Annotated in this window: 20 protein-coding genes; 13 read left to right on the top strand and 7 right to left on the bottom strand. The window is 40.1% G+C overall.

The window, feature by feature from the left end; genetic code table 11:
• The first annotated feature begins 68 nt into the window (after positions 1-68).
• The 7 genes from EHW67_RS14600 to EHW67_RS14630 all read left to right on the top strand — a co-directional run bounded on the left by EHW67_RS14600 (position 69) and on the right by EHW67_RS14630 (position 6848).
• Complete coding sequence (locus EHW67_RS14600; RefSeq protein WP_126163117.1) at positions 69-1037, top strand: electron transfer flavoprotein subunit alpha/FixB family protein; 969 nt, start codon at positions 69-71, stop codon at positions 1035-1037.
• Between the two features lie 89 nt (positions 1038-1126).
• The gene (locus tag EHW67_RS14605) at positions 1127-1756 is read left to right on the top strand and encodes a bifunctional nuclease family protein (RefSeq protein ID WP_126163118.1); all 630 of its coding nucleotides are present in this window, start codon (positions 1127-1129) and stop codon (positions 1754-1756) included.
• A gap of 29 nt (positions 1757-1785) precedes the next feature.
• Entirely contained in the window at positions 1786-3246 is a 1461-nt protein-coding gene (locus tag EHW67_RS14610) for a NupC/NupG family nucleoside CNT transporter (protein ID WP_126163119.1), read from the top strand.
• Between the two features lie 184 nt (positions 3247-3430).
• On the top strand, positions 3431-4255 hold the full coding sequence (locus EHW67_RS14615) for a thymidylate synthase (protein ID WP_126163120.1): 825 nt from the start codon (positions 3431-3433) through the stop codon (positions 4253-4255).
• A gap of 157 nt (positions 4256-4412) precedes the next feature.
• On the top strand, positions 4413-5573 hold the full coding sequence (gene egtB, locus EHW67_RS14620) for an ergothioneine biosynthesis protein EgtB (RefSeq protein ID WP_126163121.1): 1161 nt from the start codon (positions 4413-4415) through the stop codon (positions 5571-5573).
• Between the two features lie 16 nt (positions 5574-5589).
• Positions 5590-6561 carry an L-histidine N(alpha)-methyltransferase gene (locus EHW67_RS14625; protein WP_126163122.1) on the top strand — a complete coding sequence of 324 codons (972 nt, stop codon included), beginning with the start codon at positions 5590-5592 and terminating at the stop codon, positions 6559-6561.
• Between the two features lie 47 nt (positions 6562-6608).
• Entirely contained in the window at positions 6609-6848 is a 240-nt protein-coding gene (locus EHW67_RS14630) for a DUF427 domain-containing protein (protein ID WP_126163123.1), read from the top strand.
• A 137-nt stretch (positions 6849-6985) separates the two neighbouring features.
• Here the strand turns inward: EHW67_RS14630 and EHW67_RS14635 are convergent, their stop codons facing one another.
• Positions 6986-7282 (bottom strand): isoamylase early set domain-containing protein, encoded by a 297-nt coding sequence (locus EHW67_RS14635; RefSeq protein ID WP_126163124.1) that lies wholly within the window; start codon positions 7280-7282, stop codon positions 6986-6988.
• Between the two features lie 160 nt (positions 7283-7442).
• Positions 7443-8519 carry an aminotransferase class V-fold PLP-dependent enzyme gene (locus EHW67_RS14640; protein WP_126163125.1) on the bottom strand — a complete coding sequence of 359 codons (1077 nt, stop codon included), beginning with the start codon at positions 8517-8519 and terminating at the stop codon, positions 7443-7445.
• A gap of 56 nt (positions 8520-8575) precedes the next feature.
• Between EHW67_RS14640 and EHW67_RS14645 the strand changes: the two genes are divergently transcribed.
• Positions 8576-8965, top strand: coding sequence for a 2TM domain-containing protein (locus EHW67_RS14645; protein ID WP_126163199.1), 390 nt, complete (start codon positions 8576-8578; stop codon positions 8963-8965).
• A complete protein-coding gene (locus tag EHW67_RS14650; protein WP_126163126.1) occupies positions 8962-9456 on the top strand; it encodes a dihydrofolate reductase in 495 nt (164 codons plus the stop codon). Before EHW67_RS14645 ends, EHW67_RS14650 begins: the two co-directional genes overlap by 4 nt.
• Before the next feature lie 99 nt (positions 9457-9555).
• Here the strand turns inward: EHW67_RS14650 and murI are convergent, their stop codons facing one another.
• Both murI and EHW67_RS14660 read right to left on the bottom strand, forming a co-directional pair.
• Positions 9556-10350, bottom strand: coding sequence for a glutamate racemase (gene murI, locus EHW67_RS14655; protein ID WP_126163127.1), 795 nt, complete (start codon positions 10348-10350; stop codon positions 9556-9558).
• Positions 10351-10469: 119 nt separating this feature from the next.
• Positions 10470-11831 carry a UDP-N-acetylmuramate--L-alanine ligase gene (locus EHW67_RS14660; protein WP_126163128.1) on the bottom strand — a complete coding sequence of 454 codons (1362 nt, stop codon included), beginning with the start codon at positions 11829-11831 and terminating at the stop codon, positions 10470-10472.
• A 377-nt stretch (positions 11832-12208) separates the two neighbouring features.
• Here EHW67_RS14660 and EHW67_RS14665 point away from each other — a divergent pair, with 377 nt between their 5' ends.
• The 3 genes from EHW67_RS14665 to EHW67_RS14675 all read left to right on the top strand — a co-directional run bounded on the left by EHW67_RS14665 (position 12209) and on the right by EHW67_RS14675 (position 19750).
• Positions 12209-12994 carry an SDR family oxidoreductase gene (locus tag EHW67_RS14665; protein WP_126163129.1) on the top strand — a complete coding sequence of 262 codons (786 nt, stop codon included), beginning with the start codon at positions 12209-12211 and terminating at the stop codon, positions 12992-12994.
• 245 nt (positions 12995-13239) lie between these two features.
• Positions 13240-19308 carry an alpha-2-macroglobulin family protein gene (locus tag EHW67_RS14670; RefSeq protein WP_126163130.1) on the top strand — a complete coding sequence of 2023 codons (6069 nt, stop codon included), beginning with the start codon at positions 13240-13242 and terminating at the stop codon, positions 19306-19308.
• Between the two features lie 67 nt (positions 19309-19375).
• A complete protein-coding gene (locus tag EHW67_RS14675) occupies positions 19376-19750 on the top strand; it encodes a DoxX family membrane protein (RefSeq protein ID WP_126163131.1) in 375 nt (124 codons plus the stop codon).
• A 98-nt stretch (positions 19751-19848) separates the two neighbouring features.
• Here EHW67_RS14675 and EHW67_RS14680 read toward each other — a convergent pair whose 3' ends face one another.
• The 3 genes from EHW67_RS14680 to EHW67_RS14690 all read right to left on the bottom strand — a co-directional run bounded on the left by EHW67_RS14680 (position 19849) and on the right by EHW67_RS14690 (position 22766).
• Positions 19849-20370: a DUF4136 domain-containing protein gene (locus EHW67_RS14680; protein WP_126163132.1), complete on the bottom strand. Its 522-nt coding sequence runs from the start codon at positions 20368-20370 to the stop codon at positions 19849-19851.
• Between the two features lie 152 nt (positions 20371-20522).
• On the bottom strand, positions 20523-21524 hold the full coding sequence (gene obgE, locus EHW67_RS14685; protein WP_126163133.1) for a GTPase ObgE: 1002 nt from the start codon (positions 21522-21524) through the stop codon (positions 20523-20525).
• Positions 21525-21650: 126 nt separating this feature from the next.
• Positions 21651-22766, bottom strand: a complete 1116-nt coding sequence (locus EHW67_RS14690; protein ID WP_126163134.1) for an adenylate kinase — start codon at positions 22764-22766, stop codon at positions 21651-21653.
• A gap of 143 nt (positions 22767-22909) precedes the next feature.
• On the opposite strand from EHW67_RS14690, the gene EHW67_RS14695 reads away from it, so the two are divergent.
• Positions 22910-24064, top strand: coding sequence for a 5-(carboxyamino)imidazole ribonucleotide synthase (locus EHW67_RS14695; RefSeq protein WP_126163135.1), 1155 nt, complete (start codon positions 22910-22912; stop codon positions 24062-24064).
• Positions 24065-24071 lie beyond the last annotated feature (7 nt).

Genomic DNA, 24071 nt, shown 5'->3' on the forward strand with positions numbered 1-24071 from the left:
AAAATAACCCAAGACCCAAAAGGCGAATATAACCGCGTTTGGACACTTGTTTAACACAAATAAGATCTATGTCAGTTTTAGTATATACAGAATTTGAAAACGGAAAATTCAAAAAAAATGCCCACGAAGTGGCTTCCTATGCTTACGAGGTAGCCAGTAAAATGGGCACTACCGTGACGGCCGTAGCCATCAACGCCAATAGTCCCGAATCGCTTGGTGATTATGGCGTGACCAAGGTTATCAATGTGCAGAATGAAGACTTAAAGACCTTTAATGCCAAGGCCTATGCAAATACCATAGCCCAAGTATCCGCAAAAGAAAACGCTACCATTATTATTCTTAGCTCCAGTGCGGATACCAAATTCTTGGCACCCATGTTAACTGCGCAATTAAAAGCGGGATACGTCCCCAATGTAGTTGCCGCCCCGGAAAGCACCAGCCCTTTCCAGGTAAAGAGAACAGTTTTCAGCAATAAGGGTTTTGCCATAACCCAATTGGATACGGATGTAAAAATAATTGGCGTATCCAACAATGCATTTGGAAGCGTGGAAAACAAAACCGATGCCACCGTTGAGGATTTTGCCCCTGACTTGGCCGAAGAGGCTTTTACCACCAAATCTATTGAAATAGACAAGGTTGTAGGAAAGGCCACCATTGCCGATGCAGATATAGTAGTGTCAGGAGGCCGTGGATTAAAAGGCCCTGAAAACTGGGGAATGATAGAAGAATTGGCTGAGGTATTGGGTGCGGCTACAGCCTGTTCCAAACCGGTTTCGGATCTAGGTTGGAGACCACATGGAGAACACGTTGGACAAACCGGTAAACCGGTTGCCAGTAATCTCTATATAGCCATAGGTATTTCTGGTGCTATACAGCACTTGGCCGGAGTAAGTGCCTCCAAAGTAAAAGTGGTGATAAATACAGACCCGGAAGCACCGTTTTTTAAAGCTGCAGACTACGGCGTAGTTGGTGATGCTTTTGAGGTTGTACCCCAACTAATAGAAAAATTAAAGGAATTTAAGGCGCAAAACGCTTAATTTTTGTTAAATTGTGCCCCTAAAGGGCTGCTCAAAATCACAAGGCCCGTCCTGTATTTTGAACAGCCTTTTTTAGTTGATAAATTTCTATGAGTTTAGTAAGATTAAAAATAAAAGGGATATCCTATAGCCAAACGCAAAATGGCGCATATGCCCTTATATTGAATGAAGTTGACGGTGATCGTAAATTACCTATTGTAATTGGTGCGTTCGAGGCACAATCCATTGCCATTGCACTAGAAAAAGAAATTAAGCCACCAAGACCCTTGACACACGATCTTTTCAAGAATTTTTCCGATCGGTTCGACATTGTAATCAAACAGGTCATCATCCACAAATTGGTAGATGGTGTTTTCTATTCCAGTATTATATGCGAACGGGACAAGATAGAAGAAATAATAGATGCCAGGACCAGTGATGCCATTGCATTGGCCTTACGGTTTAATGCACCTATTTTCACCTACAAGACCATTTTGGACAAGGCAGGTATATTCCTAAAATTCTCATCCAAAGAAAAAGACAAGGAAGACTCCGATGACAGTATTATGGTAGACGAAATACTTCAGGAAGGAGAAACCGTAGAAATAAATCCAAGCGGCTCTGAAGGCTACAAAGAACTTAGTCTGGAAGAACTGTATTCAGAACTGGACAAGGCTGTAGCCAGTGAAGATTATGAAAAAGCCGCCAAACTCAGGGACGAAATTTCCAAACGCAAATAGGACAATTATAAAGATTTAAGACTTTATGGATGAGAAATAAACTCCCGGTTTTATTGGTATGCTGCCTAATAGCCTTTCCGTCCCTTGCCCAAGACATCGGCAGTACCACTCCTCTCCAAAATACTACCGCAATTATACCCAATCAAGGGGCCAGCTTTAGCAGCATTTGGCGTGGCATTTTAGGTATGATTTCCTTGGTTTTTATTGCCTATCTTTTTAGCAACAACAGGAAAGCCATAAATTGGAAAACGGCCGGCATTGGCCTGTTGCTACAACTCCTACTTGCCATTTGCATACTAATTGGCGAAAAAATTGGCTTCAATGCTTTTGGCTACCGCTTTGACCTTAGTTTCGTTTCTAAATTCTTCGAATTTGGAGGCAAAATTTTTGTTAGTATTTTAGATTTCACAAGGGCCGGTAGTAAGTTTTTATTCGAGGGATTGGTGGTAGACATGGACACTTTTGGGTTTATTTTCGCCTTTCAGGTGCTCCCCACCATAATCTTTTTTTCGGCATTGACCTCCGTACTTTTCTATTTGGGCATTATACAAAAAGTTGTTAAGGCCTTAGCTTGGCTACTGTCCAAAACTTTAGGTATATCCGGTGCCGAAAGCTTAAGTGTTACAGGAAATATATTTTTGGGTCAAACAGAAGCTCCCCTTTTGATAAAGGCCTACCTTGAAAAGATGAACCGATCCGAAATACTATTGGTTATGATTGGCGGCATGGCCACGGTGGCTGGTGCCGTACTGGCCGCGTACATAGGGTTTTTGGGAGGGGACGACCCTATACTAAGATTACAATTTGCCAAACATTTGCTGGCCGCCTCTGTAATGGCCGCTCCTGGCGCCATTGTCATTTCAAAGATATTATACCCCCAGACCGAAAGTATAAACACAGATGTACAAGTCTCCAACGAGAAAATAGGCTCCAACATCCTTGATTCTATTTCCAACGGAACAACAGAAGGATTAAAATTGGCCGTAAACGTAGGGGCCATGCTATTGGTTTTTGTAGCCTTTATTGCCATGATCAATGGCATTTTGGACTGGACTGGCAACTTTACCGACTTAAACACGTGGATCGCAGCTAATTCACCCTATGAAAAATTTTCCTTGGAAGCCATATTGGGCACCCTTTTTGCCCCCTTAATGTGGCTGATAGGGGTAGATTCTTCAGACATTATGCTCATGGGACAATTACTGGGCATTAAATTGGCCGCAAGTGAATTTATTGGATATATACAATTGGCAGAACTAAAGGACAGTGCCAACATAGTTCACTTTACCTTTAACAAATCTATCATCATGGCCACTTATATGCTGTGTGGCTTCGCCAATTTCGCGTCCATCGGTATACAAATAGGGGGTATTGGATCATTAGCCCCTGGACAACGAAAAACACTATCCGAATTTGGCATGAAAGCGGTACTAGGAGGATCTATTGCCTCCCTGTTATCTGCCACCATTGCAGGCATGATCTTAGGGTAATTACACAGGCAGCCCTAGCTACCCTCTAGCAAGAAATAAAGCCCCCAACTCCGTTGATAAAAGTTTGATAACTTAGCCTAAAACCTAGCCCCAATAAAATGGGATTTGGCTAACTTGCCGACAGATTTAAAAGGACACTATACAAAAGGCCATTACTATTTACTAAGAGGCTGAAACAAGACACATGAAACAATACCACAATTTACTACAACATGTACTGGACAACGGAAGCCAAAAAGGAGATCGTACCGGTACCGGCACCAAAAGTGTATTTGGCTATCAAATGCGTTTCAATTTGGCCGACGGATTTCCCATGGTAACCACCAAAAAGCTCCATTTAAAATCCATTATACATGAACTGTTATGGTTTTTAAAAGGTGACACCAATATTTCGTATTTGCAAGAGAACGGGGTAAGAATCTGGAACGAATGGGCAGATGAAAATGGCAATCTAGGACCCGTTTACGGCTACCAATGGCGCAATTGGAATGGTGAGGAGATAGACCAAATTAAAGAAATAGTAGAAACACTAAAAAACAACCCCAACAGCAGAAGGATGCTGGTTTCTGCTTGGAACCCCAGTGTATTGCCCGATACCTCCATATCTTTTTCAGAGAATGTTGCCAACGGCAAAGCCGCCCTTCCTCCCTGCCATGCCTTTTTTCAGTTTTATGTAGCCGATGGAAAATTATCCTGTCAGCTTTACCAAAGAAGTGCCGACATATTTTTGGGGGTGCCCTTCAACATTGCCTCATATGCTTTGTTTACCCTAATGATGGCACAGGTATGTGGATTTGAACCAGGGGAATTTATACACACTTTTGGCGACGCCCATATCTACAACAATCATTTTGACCAGGTAAAATTGCAATTGAGCAGAGATCCCAGACCACTACCAAAGATGGTACTAAATCCTGAAATAAAAGATATACTGGACTTCAAATTTGAAGATTTTACATTGTTGGACTATGATCCACATCCCCATATCAAAGGGGCAGTGGCCGTATAAATTTCCGCTATCATGATGGTTAGGTAATTTTAGCATCCCGCACATAGTTTCCTTTGGTGTAAAAACCTAAAGCTAATCAAATGAGACCAAATCTTTAACAATTGGGTTAAACTTGGTTTATTTATATTCCTTAAATTTATAAGGATATCTATAAATTATGGTTTTAACCGATGAACTAACAGATTTTTTTTTAGAAACAAGGTCTTACACAGAAACTATATGCGAACCGCTGGAAACCGAGGATTATGTGGTACAGCCTATTGTGGATGTATCCCCTCCTAAATGGCATTTGGGTCACACCACTTGGTTTTTTGAAGAGTTTATATTAAAAAATCACCTAAGGGGCTATGAATCCTACAACCCCAATTTTTCCTACGTTTTTAACAGCTACTATGAAACAGTGGGCAAAAGGGTGGTGCGTGCAGACCGTGGCAACCTGTCAAGGCCATCCGTATCCAAGGTATATGATTACAGGAAATATGTAACTCAACACATGGAAACCCTACTCAGGGAACCTACCTCCAAGGAGGTTCAAAACCTTGTGGAAATAGGCATTCATCACGAAAAACAACACCAGGAACTCCTCCTAACCGATATTAAATATATTCTAGGAAACAATCCTCTTTTGCCTGTATATAAGGCAAACTACCAGGAGCACCTCAAAGAAAGGCAATCCCAGCAATGGCTTACCGTACCGGAGGGTATTTATGAAATAGGACATGCCTCTAAAGATTTCTGCTATGACAATGAATTAGGTCGCCATAAAGTATACCTACAGCCCTTTTCCATTTCCAACAGTCTGGTAACCAATTTAGAATATTGTGCTTTTATAGAAGATGGTGGCTACAAAAACTTTAAACTCTGGCATGCCGAGGGGTGGGATTGGGTGAAGGAGCATAACATTAAGGCTCCTTTATACTGGCACCTGATAGATGGTGAATGGCAGCATTATACTTTGAATGGGCTGCAAAAAATAAACAAACAAACCCCTGTCACCCACCTGTCCTATTTTGAGGCCTATGCCTTTGCCCAATGGAGAAATTGCAGACTGCCTACAGAATTTGAATGGGAAATAGGTTCCCAATATTTTAAATGGGGACAAAGGTGGGAATGGACAGAAAGTGCCTACTTACCTTACCCCAATTACAAGAAAGCAGAAGGAGCGCTAGGTGAATACAACGGAAAGTTTATGGTAAACCAAAAGGTACTAAGAGGAAGCTCTGTAGCCACTCCCAACAAACACAAAAGACATACCTACCGGAACTTTTTTCAGCCCCAACTACGTTGGCAATACACAGGATTAAGGTTGGCCAAATAATTACGACAATAAATTTATGGAAGAACGAACTCTAATTAAAACCGACCTTCAATTTGCACAAGAGGTTAAAAAAGGACTTACAGATTTTCCGAAACACCTATCTTCAAAATTTATATATGATCAGAATGGGGATAGGATATTCCAAAAAATTATGGAGATGCCCTCCTATTATTTAACCAACTGTGAATACGATACCCTGAAAAGGAACCGCAGGAAAATTGTAGACCTATTTACCCAAAACTCCAACTCCATCAACTTAATAGAATTGGGAGCCGGTGATGGTAAAAAAACAAAATTATTGCTGGAAGAACTTTCCAAGGGCAATACTTGCTTTAAATATAGCCCCATAGACATTAGTCAGAATGCCTTGGATCTATTACAATCCTCCCTATCCCAAGAGTACCCCAACATTAAGGTTGACCCCTACCAAGGAACCTATATAGAATCTTTAAAAACCATAGGCAATACTGGCGATGAGAAAAAAATTATATTATTCCTTGGCTCAAATATTGGAAACCTACTGCATGAGCAAGCCGTTCTTTTTTTACAGGAACTGAAAAAAACAATGAAAGATGAAGACATGATCTTTTTGGGCTGTGATCAAAAAAAAGACCCTCAGACCATATTGGATGCCTATAATGACCCCGAAGGTATTACCGAAGCTTTCAACAAGAATATTTTGGCCAGAATTAATACGGAGTTAGAAGGAAATTTTAATCTGGACAAATTTAAACACTGGGAAGTCTATGACCCACAAACCGGTACGGCGAAAAGCTATTTGGTTTCCATAGAACCCCAAGATGTATCCATAAAGGCTCTTGATCTTGAATTAACATTTGCCCAATGGGAAACCATACATACCGAAATATCCCAGAAATATGACGACCTTACCATTAATGCTCTAGTCGATAAGGCTGGGCTAAAAATAGCAAGGGCCTACGCTGACGACAGGGATTATTTTAAAAACTATATCCTAGTAAAAAAATAAAATGCAAGGGCCAATGACCTCATTTCATTAATTCAAAACAAAACTTGATGAAAGCTATTTGGAAAAATACGATTCTTGCAGAAAGTGACGAGACCACCGTAGTGGAAAACAACCATTACTTTCCTGCAGAAAGCATAAAAAAGAAGTATTTTACCCACAGTAACACTCATACCCGCTGTCCATGGAAAGGTAGGGCCTCCTACTACAATATTAAGGTAGCTGGAGAAGAAAACAAAGATGCAGCCTGGTATTACCCAGAAGTAAGTAAACTAGCAACACCTATTTAGGGAAGAATTGCATTTTGGAAAGGAGTTTCCGTTCAAGAATAAGTGTCAACTACCCTGTTACTTCAAAAAAACAGTTCTAAAAAAATTGATACAAACCGATACCGGCCAACCAAGCAGCAGGTATCGGCTGTTATACATTACAATTCCAATACCGAATTCTCAGCACCGGCATAGTCGTTCCATTGGTAACGATCGGCTTCCGCCTCGTTAACATAACTACCATCCACAATATACTTGAATTCAAAGGTTTTTTCCTTTGGCAAATCAAAAGTACCCTTAAATGTTCCGTTCTTTAATTTCTTTAAAGCACTCCCTTTCGGGCTCCAATTGTTAAAATCACCTACAACAGCAACCTTCTTGGCATCCTCCGCAGGCACTGAAAAAGTAACCTTACAAACTGGTTTAGTTTTTAAATATTGTTTTGTAATTCCCATAACCACCTAATTTTAGATTAAAAAGCAAAATTACACTTTTAAAGTGCTCATTTACAATGATCAATGTCATTTTTATCAATTTCTTAAAATAAGTTTAACAATTGATTCGCTTTAATAATTTAAGTGGGTTTTATTGGCAAGAATACAAGCCTGCACACGGTCATTTTAATATCCCTACAATCTTATCTATCTCATTTTCTGTGTTATAAAAATGAAAACTTAACCTAATTCCGCTTCCGCGCAGGGCACAAATCACATTTTGCCGCATTAATTTATCATACATTTCCTTACCCCCTTTAATATTAAAAATAGAACTATGGTCCTTTCTGCTTACCACAGCTTCCTCCAAAACCCCTAAACCTTCCAAACTTTCTTTTGCCTTATGCGTAAGTTTTCCAATTTTATCGCCTATACGCTCCATCCCAATATCCGATAAAAAACCCAAGGAATATTTTAAACTTCCAAAGTTCAGGGTGTCCAAATGCCCAGGTTCAAATCGCTTTGCAAAGGAAATACGTTCCTTGTCTTCCAGCTTGCCTTGGACAGCGTTAAAACCGGATGACAAGGGGGTAAATTTATCTTCCATTCCAACACCGAACATCATAAAACCGTTGCCGTAACCTCCCAACAACCATTTATAGGAACTTGCAGCCAGTACATCTATGCCCGACTCCTTAAAATTAAAATTTTCCGTGCCTAGGTATTGGGTACCATCTGCTATTATTATAAGGTTAGGGAACTCTTCTTTTAATTGTCTTAGGAATTCCAAATCTATTTTTATTCCGTTTAGCCATTGTACCAAACTCAAGGCCAAAATATCAAAATGGCCCGTTTTTATTTTATTATAAATATTTTCTTCCAGGTTTTCATTGATTTCCGCATAGTCAACTTTACACCCTCTAGATTCAAACGGCCAATTTACCGACGGATAATCGCCCTTCAATAAAAGAACATTGCGTTCCCTGCCTATTCCTTCCAACAAAAGATTAAGACCCATTGAAAAATTGGGCACCAAGGCCACATTTTCCTTTGGACAACCAAAAAAGTCTCCAATGCTATTTCTGGTGTCATCCAATAGAATGTGTGATGACATTTTCATCTGGCTACCACCAATGAGAAAATCAAGATCATGTTCCTGCCGCCATTCCAAAAGTCCGTCGTACAGCAGGCCAGAAGTTGCAGTGTTCAGGTAGGTATATTGACTTAAAACCGGGAATTGTTTAATAATCTTTTGCATATCAAAATTGATGAAATTTGTATTTATGGTATCTTTACGGAAAGATAGTGATAAGCATGTTCTCCAGAAACAAAAAAACATCAACAATTGAGGCGGAACAGCATGAAATGCTGGAATATGCCCAAACCAGGATTAAACAGAAAAAACGCTTATACAACCATTTTGTCCTTTTCTTAATAGGAAGTGTTTTTATGATAATCATCAACAAAATACTTAAGTACGGTGTTGAGTACAATTGGTTTGTTTGGGCCATTACCTTCTGGGCCTTTTTGTTTATAATCCATATTTTTAATGTATTTATTACTTCAAAATTCATGGGAAGGGATTGGGAGCGAAAACAGCGCGAAAAACTGGTTCTAAAACAAAAAGAAAAAATAGCCGAATTACAAAAAGAAATAGAAACCGATTTTCCATTATCCCACATAAATAAAAAAAAAGAAGCGTGAATACCCTTACCATTATTGCCGCCGCCGCCGAGAACAATGCCTTAGGAAAAAACAACGACCTATTATGGCATTTACCCGATGATTTTAAGCGATTTAAAAGCCTTACCTCCGGACATAAAATAATCATGGGGCGCAAAACTTTTGAGAGCTTCCCCAAGCCCTTGCCCAATAGAACACATATCATAATTACCAGGGATAAGGACTATGAGGTTGGCCATGCAGATTGTATGGTGGTCCATAGCATGGACGAAGCACTGGCACTTGTTAAGGAAGATCCCCTAGCCTTTATAATAGGGGGTGGTGAAATCTACAAAATAGGCATGGAATACGCCAACCATATGGAACTAACCAGGGTTCACGGATCATTTGAAGCGGATACGTTCTTTCCTGATTTTGATGAAGACCAATGGGAATTGACCAATAAGGAACACCACCCCAAGGACGAGCGACATAAATATGATTTCACCTATTTAACCTATATTAAAAAGTAAATAGCTCCCATTAAAAACGGTACATGCCTCTGAATTTAAAATATTATGCCTTGCTCTATCTATAGTGATAATTCCTAGGCCATAATCCTAGAAATACGACTAAAAATCCAAAAATTGGGCAGAATAGGGCACCGTAATATCTTTTAAGAAATCCTTTAAGATCAAGACATCACCATTGGTAAAGAATTGATGTTTTCCAACGGGTAAGGAGGATCCTTCGTTAAATAATCCGTACTTCTGCAAAATATTTTTGGTCTGCTTGGCCACCCCCTCGCCCGAATCTATAATTCTTATGTTTTTGGGCAACATCTCCTTCAACAAAGGAATTAAATAAGGGTAATGCGTACACCCCAATACCAACTGATCTATACCTTTCTTTAACATGGGCTCCAGGTATTTTTGCAACAACTCCCGTGTTCTATCAGAATACACCTCACCCTGCTCTATCAATTCTACCAGCCCCGTGCCCTCTTGTTCCAACACCGTTATTCCATTGGCATGGTTCTCAGATGTATGGTGAAACAAAGCACTGGACAAAGTGCCCTTGGTCGCCAGGACCCCAACGGTCTTGGTCTTGGAGTTTAAGGCTGCTGGTTTTATAGCAGGTTCAATGCCTATCAGGGGAATCTTGTATAATTTACGAAGCTCTGTTATGGCATTTGTTGTAGCGGTATTACAGGCTACAATTATAAGTTTACAGCCTTTATTTTTTAGAAATTCAACATTCTTAATACTTAGCTGTACTATCTGGTCTTTAGTCCTTTCCCCATATGGGGCATTTTTACTATCGGCCAAATAAAGTGTGTCTTCATTGGGGAGCATTCTACTAACCTCCCTCCATATAGAGGTACCTCCAATGCCCGAATCAAAAATACCTATGGGACCTTTATTCATTTAAAACAAATGATTTAACTGCATTAAAAGTACATTAATATTGCCTTTTAATACAGTACTTCGCCAAAATTTACATCCAAATGACACACAAAAGGAAAACTGCCCAACCTAATTAAAAATTAATTGGCCTGAACCAGCTCCTTAACCTCATCCAGATCTAATCCTCCATAATTCCCTGAACTCATTAAAAGCAGTACTGAGTTATCATATCCCTCTCCAAAAACAAAATTTTTAAATACTTCAGCATCGGTAAAAATCTGTAGATCATTACGCTGGAAAGCTTCTGATATTTGTTCCGGGGAAACCTCCTTAAGCTTTTTTATCCTAACCGACTCGGGCAAATAGAAAACTGCTGCCACATCTGCAGCATCCAATGCCCCTTTATACTCTTTTAAAAATTCGGGATTAAAGCTACTATAGGTATGTAGCTCCAAACAGGCAATTAGCTTTTTGTTAGGGTATTGTTCCTTTACTGCCTTGGTAGTGGCCATCACCTTACTTGGGGAATGGGCAAAATCCTTATATGCAACACTGGTTTTCCCCTCTGCTATTTTTTCCAACCTTTTGGAAGCTCCTTTAAAAGAAGCTATGGCCTCATAAAAGTCGTCCTCATCAACCCCCATATTTTGGCAAATCCATTTAGCTCCTGCCAAATTGCTCAGGTTATGCCTGCCAAAAATTTCTATGGGCATGGGTCCTTCGGGAGTTTCCAATATGGATTGTCCGTTTTCCACCTGGTATTCCGGGGTTCTATAAGCCAGTTTTCTTATAGGGTTCTCCGAGGCGTTAACCACCCTGTTTACCTCAGCATCCTCTTCGTTATAAGTGATACTCCCCCCCTTTACAATACTATCTACAAAAACCTGAAATTGTTCCACATAATTTTCATAGGTAGGAAAAACATTAATATGATCCCAAGCAATGCCGCTTAGAAGGGCTATATTAGGTTGGTACAAATGAAACTTGGGCCTTCTGTCAATTGGCGATGAGAGGTATTCATCCCCTTCCAGCACTATAAAATCATTTTCATCGGTAAGATGCACCATACGGTCAAAACCGTCCAATTGGGCTCCTACCATATAATCTACCGCTATATCGTGGTAATTTAACACATGTAATATCATGGACGTTATAGTAGTTTTCCCATGACTTCCGCCGATGACCACCCTAGTCTTATCCTTGGATTGCTCATAAAGAAATTCAGGGTAAGAGTAAATTTTTACCCCCAACTCCTGGGCCTTTATAAGCTCTGGATTATCAGCCTTGGCATGCATACCCAAAATTACCGCATCCAAACTCTTATCTATTTTTTCCGGAAACCAACCAAACGATGTAGGCAAAAGCCCTTTAGACTCCAGCCTGGTCTTGGAAGGTTCAAAAATTACATCATCACTGCCCGAAATAACATATCCTTTATGATGCAAGGCCAACGCCAAATTGTGCATGGCACTGCCCCCAATTGCGATAAAATGTATACGCATTAAATATTGATTTAAGCGGTAAAGATAAGCATTGTTATAGGCTATCAAAAAAAGTTAACGAATGGATTAGAAGTTGTTAATATATTCCTACAAAGTAATGCCTCCTAAGACCAATTATTTTTATTTTAGTAGAAAAGAATAGTATCCATGCCCTGTGCACTTTTACAGCTTCTTTTATGCTTACACATTATGCCGGTACCTACCCAAAATATGTTGTTTTTTTGGGAGCTACCGATAGGCAGCAGGTCCCTAACAAATTAGTTTAGCTAGCGGTACAACCAAGAAGTATGCAAATCCATATTAATTGGACTGCGATGGACCAAGCTGAATAGACACAGGGACAGAAGCCCTTTTAACTAAATTAAAAAATAGTAAACATGAACATTTCTCTTATAGGTAAAAAAGCAATGATAGGCGGCAGTAGCCGGGGAATAGGAAGGGCCATTGCCCAACAATTGGCCGCCAGTGGTGCCAGTGTAACCGTAATGGCGCGCAGTGAAGACAAATTGAACGCCTTGGTATCCAGTTTACCTACCAACAACGGGCAAAAACATCAATATTTAGTGGTAGACTATTCCAATTTTGAAGCCTATAAAAAAACTATCACCACATTTTTTAAAACAAACTCCGTAGATATCCTGGTAAACAATACCCAGGGTCCTGCTGCTGGGGGAGCCTTAGAAAAAAAGGTAGATGACTATCAAGAAGCCTTTGATCTATTATTTAAAACTGTAGTATACACAACAGAAATGGCCCTTAAAGGCATGATGGCCCAAAACCATGGACGAATTATAAATATAGCCTCCGTTTCCGTTAAGGAACCCCTTGCGTATTTATCACTTTCCAATAGCATACGGGCAGCCGTTGTAACCTGGTCCAAAACCCTGGCCAGTGATGTAGGCCCATACAATATTACTGTAAACAGTACCCTAACGGGATACTTTAATACTGAAAGATTAAAAAACTTAAATGCCACCAAGGCAAAATCATTGGGAGTGCCTATTTCAGAAGTAGAGGAACAAATGCTTACCCAAGTACCCCTTAGGCGATTTGGCGACCCTGCGGAGTATGGGCAATTTGTCACTTTTCTGGCCTCTGACCAAGCTTCGTTCATCACGGGCACCAACATTCCCATTGACGGTGGTTTGCTTAAGTCGTTTTAAGACCAAAATAAGAGCAGTAGGGCTTATAAAATATATCTGGAGCCCAAAAAATACAATATATACAAAGACAATTCTAACTAAGTTCTCCAAGGAAATTTATTTGAGTATTTTTTTTAAGCAACGTTGGTATTCTTTTTGCATCTATACATTCCAGGGAGCGTTAACTAACCTAATAGGGGCATTCCCTCGTTCCCGGTTGTCCCCCAGCAACAGATATACCAATTTTGTTCCTTAAATTAATACGAATGAAAAAAATAGCAACACTAATTATAATTCTATTATCACAAATGGGACAATCCCAAACAACAGATGATTCTTATGCCCTCCTTTGGCAACGCGTAGAAAAATTGGAAGCAGAGGACATGACCAAATCCGCATTGAAGGTTGTGAACTTGATCTCCAAAAAAGCAAAAAATGAAGTCGATTCCGCACAGATTATAAAATCACTGTTATATGCATCAAAATACAGCATGGACCTTGAAGAAGAGGCCCAGCTTCTTATTATACAGGAATTTAAATCGGAAATAGCCCAAAACCAATTCCCTGTAAACAATATTCTGCATAGCTATTTGGCCAATATGTATTGGCAATATTTTCAAGATAACAGGTATAAATTTTACAATAGAACCGAGACCGGAGAAAAGATAGACGAAACCGATTTTAGAACATGGGACCTGACTACTATTTTCCATGAAATTAGTAATCATTATGAAGCCTCGCTAAACAGGCCTTCAGCCTTGCAAGAGCTCCCTACTGATGTCTTTAAAGAAATACTGGACCAAGAGAAGGGGTCGGAGGTCTATCGCCCTACCCTGTTTGATCTATTGGCCCATGCTGCTTTAGATTTCTACAAGACCGGAGAAAATGAAATTACACGTCCTGCCGATAAATTTGAAATCACCGACCCCGAAATATTATGCGAAGGAAAACTATTCCTTCAACAAAAAATTAGCTCCACGGACAAGACTTCCTTACAACCCAAAGCATTAAAACTGTATCAGCAACTGTTGGATTTCCACTCATCCGACCTATCCAGCAAAGCCTATGTGGATGTAGACATACAGCGTTTAAAGTACATTAGGGAAAATGCAGTGTTCCCCGATAAAGACCAACACTATTTGGAGGTTATAAAGAATAGTGCACAATCTATCGAGAACAATAAAATCGCTGCCTTATACCAATATGAGATGGCCCTATTCTACCATGAGTTGGGCAATACCTATATTCCCCAGGAATCTGAAGAGCACCGATGGAAGCAAAAGGAAGCGCTTGCTATTTGCGAAACGATACTGTCCAAATTCCCCAATAGTAGCGCATCAAACAAATGTAAGGCCCTAAAATCAACAATTTTATCCAAAAGCCTTCAATTGACTGCAGAGCGGCATATACCTGTTAACCAACCTTCCCGACTACTTGTAACATATAGAAACCTAGATAACCTTCAGATGTCGGCTTACAAAATTTCCCAAAAGGAAATACAGCAACTGAACGCCCTGTATCCAGAGGAAGAAAAATTGGCCTTTATAAAGAAACTCAACGGCGTTAAAAACTGGGATGCCAAGCTCATCAACGAAAATGATTACCAATCCCATAAAACTGAAATCCTATTGCCCGAGCTATACAATGGATCATACATTATTGTAGCTACCCCTTATTCCCACTTAAACTCCACCTTTGCATATAGATCTATCCAAGTTACCAATTTTGCTTTGGTAGAAAGCAAAACAGATACAAAGCATAACTTTCAGTTAATAGACCGGAATAACGGAAAGCCTATAAGCGGGGCTAACTTAAAATTCTCCTATCAGCAAAACTACGAACGGCCTATTTTACACAAGACTTTCATTACGGACGATAAAGGACTAGTAACCCTACCCCTACCGAGCGAACGTTGGAACAAGGTCAACATCCAGGTATCCAACAATGGGGAAGTAGCCCATTTTGGAGATTTTTATGTGAATGCAAAATATAATCCAATACGTAGTGAAAATAATTATTCAGGATTTTTGTTTACAGACCGAAGCATATATAGGCCAGGGCAAACTTTATATTTTAAAGGGATAGCCATTTTGAAAGAAAATGATATATCCTCAGTGCTCAGCGGAACTGTTTTAACCGTAAGCCTTATGGATGTACACCATCAAAAAGTTGCGCAACAGGAATTTAGGACCAACAGTTACGGTTCCTTTTCCGGCCAATTTATACTCCCCAATAACGGACTGACCGGCAATTATTATTTGACATTGGATGCTGACGAAATAAATATTAACGGAGGTAGCAATTTTTTCGTTGAGGAATACAAGCGCCCAAAATTTAGTACTTCTTTTAAGCCTATAACGGAGACCTATAGACTTAACGATACCATCAAGGTTGAGGGCGAGGCCAATGCCTATGCCGGGAGTCCCATCACAAATGCCAAGGTAAGCTATGCGGTACGGCGAGTGGTATACTACCCAAAATGGCACTATGGGCATTTCCCTTATAGCAACAGTACGCCCCAAGTTATTGCCCATGGTGAAACGATGACCGACAGTAAAGGCCAATACCTCATCAAATTTAAAGCAATACCAGATTTAAGCATTGCAAAAGATAATTTGCCCACCTTCAACTATGAGGTTACGGCAGATGTAACAGACCTCAACGGTGAGACACATAGTACCACAACGATGGTCAACGTAGGATACCATGCGCTTACTGCCAATGTGCAAATAGATGACCCACTGAACAAGAACAGTAAAAACCCCAAGATAACTATTTCAACCAGCAACCTAAATGGTGAGTTTGTCCCGGCCAAAGGGAGCCTTAAAATGTATAAACTGAAAGCACCTAGCAATGTGTTACGACCCAGACCCTGGCCCGCACCAGATTTTGATGGCTTTGGAAAAACCAAATTCAAGGAACTTTTTCCCCATGATGCGCACGGTAAGGAAGATGATGCTACCTTCTGGGAAAAAGGGGAATTGGTATGGGAATCCAGCTTCGACACCGGGGAATCCAAAGAAATCAGTTTAGGCAAAGTGAAAAAATGGTTGTCCGGAAAATATATCCTAGAACTGGAAACAAAGGATAAGTTTGGCCAACTGGTAAAGGATATTACCCAAACTACTTTATACAGTGACAAGGACAAGGAATTGGCAGATAATCAGCTTTTTCAAATAAAGACCGATAAAAATAGTTATGCCATTGGGGAAAAAGTAAAGCTTACTGTTCTCTCTGCTGCCGAAGACTTGGCTGTAACCCTGTTTATAGAAAAAGATAAGGAAATAGTAACTACAAAATTGATTAATTTACGGCGTAACGCAAAGACTATTGAAATACCCATTGCCGACAATGACTTGGGAGGTTTTGCCATTAATTACAGCTTCTCGGCCTATAACTCCTTTCATTCCGGCAGCCTACCTATTGCCGTTCCCTACCCCAGTACCGACTTAAACATTGAGACCATATCTTTTCGGGATAAGCTATTACCGGGAAAGGAAGAAACCTGGTCTTTTAAAATAAAAGGGGCCAAAGGAGAAAAGCTAAGTGCAGAACTGCTGGCCAGTATGTACGATGCCTCATTGGATGCTTTTAAGGGGCATCACTGGCAATTTTCTCCCCATCACAAAAGTAATTACTACAGCAACAATTATTTAAATGCCTATAATAGTTTTGGAACCACTACCTTTAAATCTTACTTGAATTTTAAGGACACCTACCATTACACCACACAAAAATATGATTCCTTTGCTTGGTTCGACTTTGATTTTGGCTACGGACACATTATAATAGGAGCGACCGCAGCCACAATGAAAAGTAGTGCACCTAGTGCTAGAATGGGTGTCATGGCCGATAGCCCAGAGTTGGAAGAGGAAATAATTATGGACAGCGAATCACAGGCCCAAAATATGGAGGCCGGTAAGGAAGATGGTCTTAACGCTATTCCTATTAGAAAAAACCTTCAAGAAACTGCCTTTTTCTTTCCACATTTAATGACCGATGAAGAAGGAAGTATATCCTTTAGCTTCACCACTCCTGAAGCCTTGACCAAATGGAAATTACAACTACTGGCACACACCAAAACCTTGAAAAGTGGTACCACTACCTTGGAAACCGTAACCCAGAGAGAATTGATGGTCACCCCTAATATACCGCGTTTTTTGCGGGAAGGAGATAAAATAGTGATCAGCACCAAAATAGCAAACCTTACCAACAAGCCGTTAACGGGTACCGCTACGTTAGAACTGTCGGATGCCATAAGCGGTAGGGTGGTAACCCAAGAATTATTGACCAACAACAGTCCATCCGGAACTGTGCAATCCGATAATTCTTTTACAACGGATGCCATGGGCAATACCCAGGTATCCTGGCAGCTAAAGATTCCTGAAGGAATTGGGGCCATACAGTATAAGGTTATGGCCAAGGCTGGCGATTATAGTGATGGGGAACAAAATATACTCCCTGTACTCACAAACCGAATGTTGGTTACCGAAACATTGCCTATGTGGGTGCGGGGCAATGAGACAAAAACCTTCAAGTTGGATAAGCTAAGGAACAATAACTCCACCTCCTTAAAACACCATCAACTAAGCCTGGAGGTCACTTCCAATCCCGCATGGTATGCCATTAAGGCCCTACCGTATTTAATAGAATACCCATATGACTGCAACGAACAAATATTCTCCAGATATTACGCCAACACCCTGGGAGGGCATATTGCCAATTCCAACCCTAGGATAAAGGAGGTTTTTGATCAATGGGCAAGTTCCAATGGGCTTTTGAGCAATCTAGAGAAAAATGAAGAACTAAAATCGATCTTAATCCAAGATACACCCTGGCTACGTGATGCCCAATCCGAAACCGAACAAAAGAAACGAATAGCCCTGCTTTTTGACCTTAACAAATTGAAAAATGACCAATTTAATGCCTTTAGTAAATTACGGCAGAATCAAATGTCATCCGGAGCCTGGGCCTGGTTCAAGGGTGGTCCGGAAAACCGGTTTATCACCCAGCATATTATCATTGGCCTGGGGCATCTTAAAAAAATAACAACGACTGGGGCTAAAAACAAAAATTCCCTAACAGGGAAAGATCAGGATGCCCAGGAAGAGCAACTGACAAAAAGAGCAATTGCCTATTTGGATGATGAATTTGTAAAGGAATACGAGCAGATGAAAAAATATGCCTCGGACTTAAAGGATGACCATTTGAGCCACACCCAACTCCATTATCTCTATATGCGAAGCTTTTACCCAGAAGTTAAAGTCTCCAATAAAATTGCCGAAATTATGGATTATTACAATTCCCAGGCGATTAGATATTGGGCAGGTAAGGACCTGTATTCCAAAGGACTTATTTCCCTTTATCTTTATAGAAATGGAAATATGGCTACCGCCAATAAAGTAATCAAGTCCTTGGAAGAGAACAGCATATTGAGTGAAGAACTGGGCATGTATTGGAAGGAGAACAAAAATTCCTGGCATTGGCACCAGGCCGCCATTGAAACACAGTCGCTACTTATAGAAGCTTTTTCCGAAATAAAAAAAGATCCCAAAACTGTAGATAACCTAAAAATTTGGCTTTTGAAAAACAAGCAAACAAATCAATGGGAAACCACTAAGGCTACAACAGCCGCGGTATATGCACTGCTGATGGAAGGCAGTTCATGGTTAACAGTAAAAGATAAAGTGGATGTACTGGTAGGAGGAAAAGAAATTAACCCCTCAACCCTTAACAATGTACAGGTAGAGGCAGGAACCGGCTATTATAAAACCTCATGGACCAAAGAAGAAATAAATCCCAAAATGGCAGAGGTACAGCTACAAAAAACCGGGAATGGTATTGCATGGGGCGCATTGTACTGGCAATATTTTGAAGATTTGGACAAAATTACCCCTGCCGATACACCTCTAAAATTGGAAAAGAAGGTATTCTTAAAAAAGAACACAGATACTGGGGAGATATTATCTGAGATAAACGAAAAATCACCCTTAAATGTTGGCGATTTAGTCCGGATAAAAATCCAATTAAGAGTAGATAGACCTATGGAATTCGTTCATATGAAAGATATGAGAGCTGCAGGAATGGAACCTATAAATGTACTATCTGCATATAAGTGGCAAGATGGCCTAGGGTATTATGAAAGTACAAAGGATAGTAGCACCAATTTCTTTTTCCATTACTTGCCCAAGGGTGTATACGTCTTTGAATATGATCTTAGGGTTAACAATGCCGGAAATTTTAGCCATGGGATTTCCAGCATTCAGAGTATGTATGCCCCAGAATTTAGCAGCCATAGCGAGGGAATGCGGATTACTATTGAACAACAAAAATAGGTGATTGTTAAAAAGGTATTACTTTTTTTCATAAATTCATAAATAACTAACGTAAAATCAAAGAATTATGAACTCTACCTTTTTTATTGCTTTACGCCTTGTCTTTGGAATTTTCCTTATCGTCTTTGGGGCGAATAAATTCTTACATTTTATGCCGGCAGGACAAATGTCCGAAGCGGCCATGAACTATTTTTCGGCCTTAACCAGCACCAATACGCTATATGTAGTAGCTATAGTTGAGATACTTTCCGGACTTTCCTTGTTAGCTAACAAGTTTGGCGCCTTAATGATGATTATTCTGATGACTGTCTCTGTAAATGCCCTGTTGTTCAATGCATTTTTAGAGCCAGGTTCCATTGGTTTAACCCTAGTGTTGCTTATCCTAAATGTAGTAATGCTTTACGCTTACAAAGACCGGTATAAAGATATCCTTAGGGCTTAGACTTTCTACATTATGCTATAAAGCGGCTGAATTATAAATTCATCCGCTTTTTACGTATAAAAGACCGTTTTTGGTTCCATAAGGTATACTTCAATGTGTTATTTTTTAGGAGGATACTTTTCAAACGCCTTAACGACCAAGGCCCTAATTTTCTTCTCCCTCTCCTGGGGCGAACTATTTTCTTTTAGAGAACTTACAGTTACCGCTTGCCAAAAAAGCTCATCTTTTTGGCTGTCTACAAAATCAAACTGAATTTCCCGTTTTATGTTGGTAGCCCCTACAGGTAAACCAATAGACATACCGCCTCCAACATTTCCACCACCTCCCCCTATACCCACACCCACGGTATTATTCCTGGGCGCCTGAAAAGAACTACTAACAATTCCGATCAAAAATTCGGGCTCCTCGGACAATAAAAATCCCTTGCCGCGCAGCGTAGAGTCTATGGCCCGCAACAATCTTTTGGTATCCAATTCACTTAAGCCTGTATCCATATCCGGATAATAATTATACGTGGAATAGGCAGAGAATTCGGTTTCTTTATCGTAGTCGTAACTAACCTTTATAGCACTACAGGAGACAAAAAAGACAAGAATATATATAGAGAGCAGGTGTTTCATTATTCCATTTTACATAAAAATAGTGAAAATTACCGTTGCCCTTTTTTAAGTTGACAAGTATTCGACAAAAAACAAACTAATTTTCCTACAAGGAACTATTGCAGGGAATAGCAGTAACTAAAACAAAAAAAGAACACAGAATCCCATGGGTACTATTTATTTAGCATAGCCCATAGTCTATCCTTTAGTTCCACCAAACCTAATTGGGCCACTGAAGAAATGAACATATAGGGGATTTCCTTAAAGTCCTTATCCAGTTCCATTTTCATTTCTGTCATCAATTCCTCATCCAACATATCACTTTTAGAGATGGCAATCAGGCGATCTTTATCCAATAATTCGGGATTATATCGGCGCAGTTCGTCCAACAATATCTCGTACTCCTGTGAAATATCCTTACTATCGGCAGGAATAAGGAATAGCAGGGTTGAATTACGTTCAATATGCCTTAAAAAATAGTGCCCAAGACCTTTTCCCTCTGCAGCCCCTTCAATTATTCCTGGTATATCGGCAATAACAAAACTTTTAAACTCTCTGTATTGTACAATACCCAAATTAGGTTTAAGGGTTGTAAACTCGTAGTCTGCTATCTTTGGTTTGGCAGAAGTAAGGACAGAAAGGAGGGTTGATTTTCCCGCGTTGGGAAAGCCTACCAGGCCAACATCCGCAAGCACTTTCAGCTCTAAGATAAGATCTAATTCCTGACCGCTTTTTCCAGGCTGGGCATATCTAGGTGTCTGATTGGTGGGTGACTTAAAATGCCAGTTACCACGACCTCCCAAACCACCTTCCAAGATAATTTTCTCTTCTTGGTCCTCCGTAATTTCCATTATGACTTCCTGGGTCTCAGAATCCTTGATCACTGTACCCAAAGGAACTTCTAAATATACGTCCTCCCCATCGGCTCCACTACTTCTATTTTTACTTCCGTGTTCTCCATGGCCAGCTCTAAAAGTTCGCTTAAATTTAAACCCTAACAGTGTCCATAGATTTTTGTTTCCGCGGACAATAACATGCCCACCACGACCTCCATCCCCTCCATCAGGGCCACCTTTTGTTATAAACTTTTCCCTATGTAAATGTACAGACCCCTTACCTCCGTTACCGGATTCCAGGTGAACTTTTACATAATCCACAAAATTTCCTTCAGTCATTTTTCTAGTCTATTATTTACGGTCTACACCATTATACCTTTTAGTGTTTCCTGACAAAAAAGGCCTGCGCATATGATATGCTTTCAGGGCTTGGGCAAAGGCCATACTAAACCCCATTACCCCAGTCTAAACTGCCTGAAGCTCCTCTATCACCTTTGCCAAGCGGCTTGTAATATCCTCTATGGATCCTATTCCATTTACACTATGGAATTTTCCTTGATCTTCATAGTAGTCCTTGAGAGGAGCAGTTTTTTCATTATATTCGGTAAAGCGGTTACGTATCTTGGCTTCGTCCTGATCATCCGATCTTCCACTGACCTTTCCACGTTCCAACAATCGCTCTATCAGCACCTCATCATTGGCTTCCAAGGCAATGGTTGCGTCTATCCTCATTTCCTTGGATACCAAGAAATCGTCCAAGGCCTTGGCCTGTGCCGTAGTTCTTGGAAAACCGTCAAAAATAAAACCACTGGCATCGGCATTTTTTTCTACCTCGTCCTGCAACATTTTAATGGTAACCTCGTCTGGCACTAACTCTCCATTGTCTATATACGATTTAGCCAAATTGCCCAGTTCGGTACCATTCTTAATGTTATATCTGAAAACATCTCCCGTAGAAATATGTTTCAAATTGTATTTTTCCTTTAAAAATGAAGCCTGGGTCCCTTTTCCGGCACCAGGTTTTCCGAACAAAACTAGGTTGATCATGTGCTTTTGGTTTAATTGATATACTTCTCTTAAATTTCTTCCCAATTCATTATAATCCAGTCCGTAACCTACAATAAACCTATCTTCTATCTTCATTCCAAAATAATCAATATCATATTCTCCATTGTATACCTCGGATTTATAGAATAAGGTGGCCACCTTAAATTCCTTTACTTTGGTATTGGAAAACAGATCGATCAATTTTTTTACCGTCCTCCCCGTATCTATAATATCTTCTAGGATAATAACACTTCTACCCTCTATATTATCGGGAACATCCAAAAGGGTTTCCACGATTCCCGTAGAGGTGAGTCCCTGATAGGAACTTAAGCGCACAAAGGAAACTTCACAAGGGTGTGGGTATGCCTTTAAAAAATCGGACACAAACATAAAAGAGCCATTGAGGACACCCACAAAAATGGGGGTCTCCCTTTTATAGTCCACAGCAACCTGGTCCGCAATACGTTTAATTGCCGCCATAATTTCCCCTTCACTAATAAAAGGTTTAAAATATTTGTCGTGTAGCTTTATCAAGGCTGTCTTTTTTATAATAAATTCAAGATGCCAAATATAGCACTTTGATTTCTCTTTTTTAGCGGTCTAAGCCCAGTTTCTAAGATTTAGCTGTATTTTTGTCCTTAATTTACAATCTACATAATACAAGATAATCATTTCCAATGAACTATTTTTCTTCTGAATTTAAACTAGGAATACTAGGAGGCGGTCAATTAGGTAAAATGCTTTTGTATGAAACGAGAAAATTTGACATCCATACCAAGGTAATGGACCCGTCAAATGAAGCTCCTTCAAGAATTGCGTGTAATGAGTTTTTTCAGGGCGACTTAATGGATTATGATGCGGTATATGCCCTTGGAAAAAAAGTAGACCTACTTACCATAGAGATAGAGAATGTAAACCTTGATGCACTGGAAAAGCTGGAGGAAGAAGGCTTAAAAGTTTACCCTCCTACTTCTGCCCTGCGCATTATACAGAACAAAGCAAAACAAAAATTGTTCTATGTAGACAACAATATCCCAACTGCTGATTTTCAACGTTTCGCCTATAAGAGCGAAATAGAGGACAGTATAGCCAATGGCGGAATTACATTTCCCTTCATTTGGAAAGCCACTCAATTTGGATATGACGGCCAAGGAGTAAAAGTAGTACGTAAACTGGAAGACCTTAACGGCTTGCCCACAGGGGAATGCATTGCCGAAAAAATGGTGGATTTTAAAAACGAGCTTGCCGTGATCGTTGCTCGAAGTGCCAGCGGGGAAGTAAAAACGTACCCTGTTGTGGAAATGGAGTTTCATCCAGAGGCCAACCAAGTAGAATACGTGCTCTGTCCGGCCCGGATAGATGAAAAGGTAGCTGCAAAAGCAAGGGAAGTGGCTTTAGACCTATCCCATAAAATAAAACATGTAGGGTTGTTGGCGGTAGAAATGTTTCAGACCCAAGACGATAAAATATTGGTGAACGAAGTGGCGCCCAGACCACATAATAGTGGGCACTACAGCATTGAAGCCAGCTACACCAATCAATTTGAGCAACATATACGCGCTATATTGGATCTACCATTGGGCAATACAGACAGTAAGGTGGCCGGAATAATGGTAAATTTGGTAGGTGCAGAAGGCCATACTGGAAATGTTGTCTATAAAAACATGGAAAAAATCATGGGAATGGATGGGGTTACCCCACATATCTACGGTAAAAAACAAACCCGCCCCTTCAGAAAAATGGGACATGTTACCATTGTAAACAACGACATTGCCGAAGCTAGAAAAATAGCAGAGCAGGTAAAGAACAGCATTAAAGTAATTAGCGAATAAGAAATTT

Source organism: Arenibacter aquaticus (assembly GCF_003957295.1).
In the GTDB taxonomy this organism is placed as follows: domain Bacteria; phylum Bacteroidota; class Bacteroidia; order Flavobacteriales; family Flavobacteriaceae; genus Arenibacter; species Arenibacter aquaticus.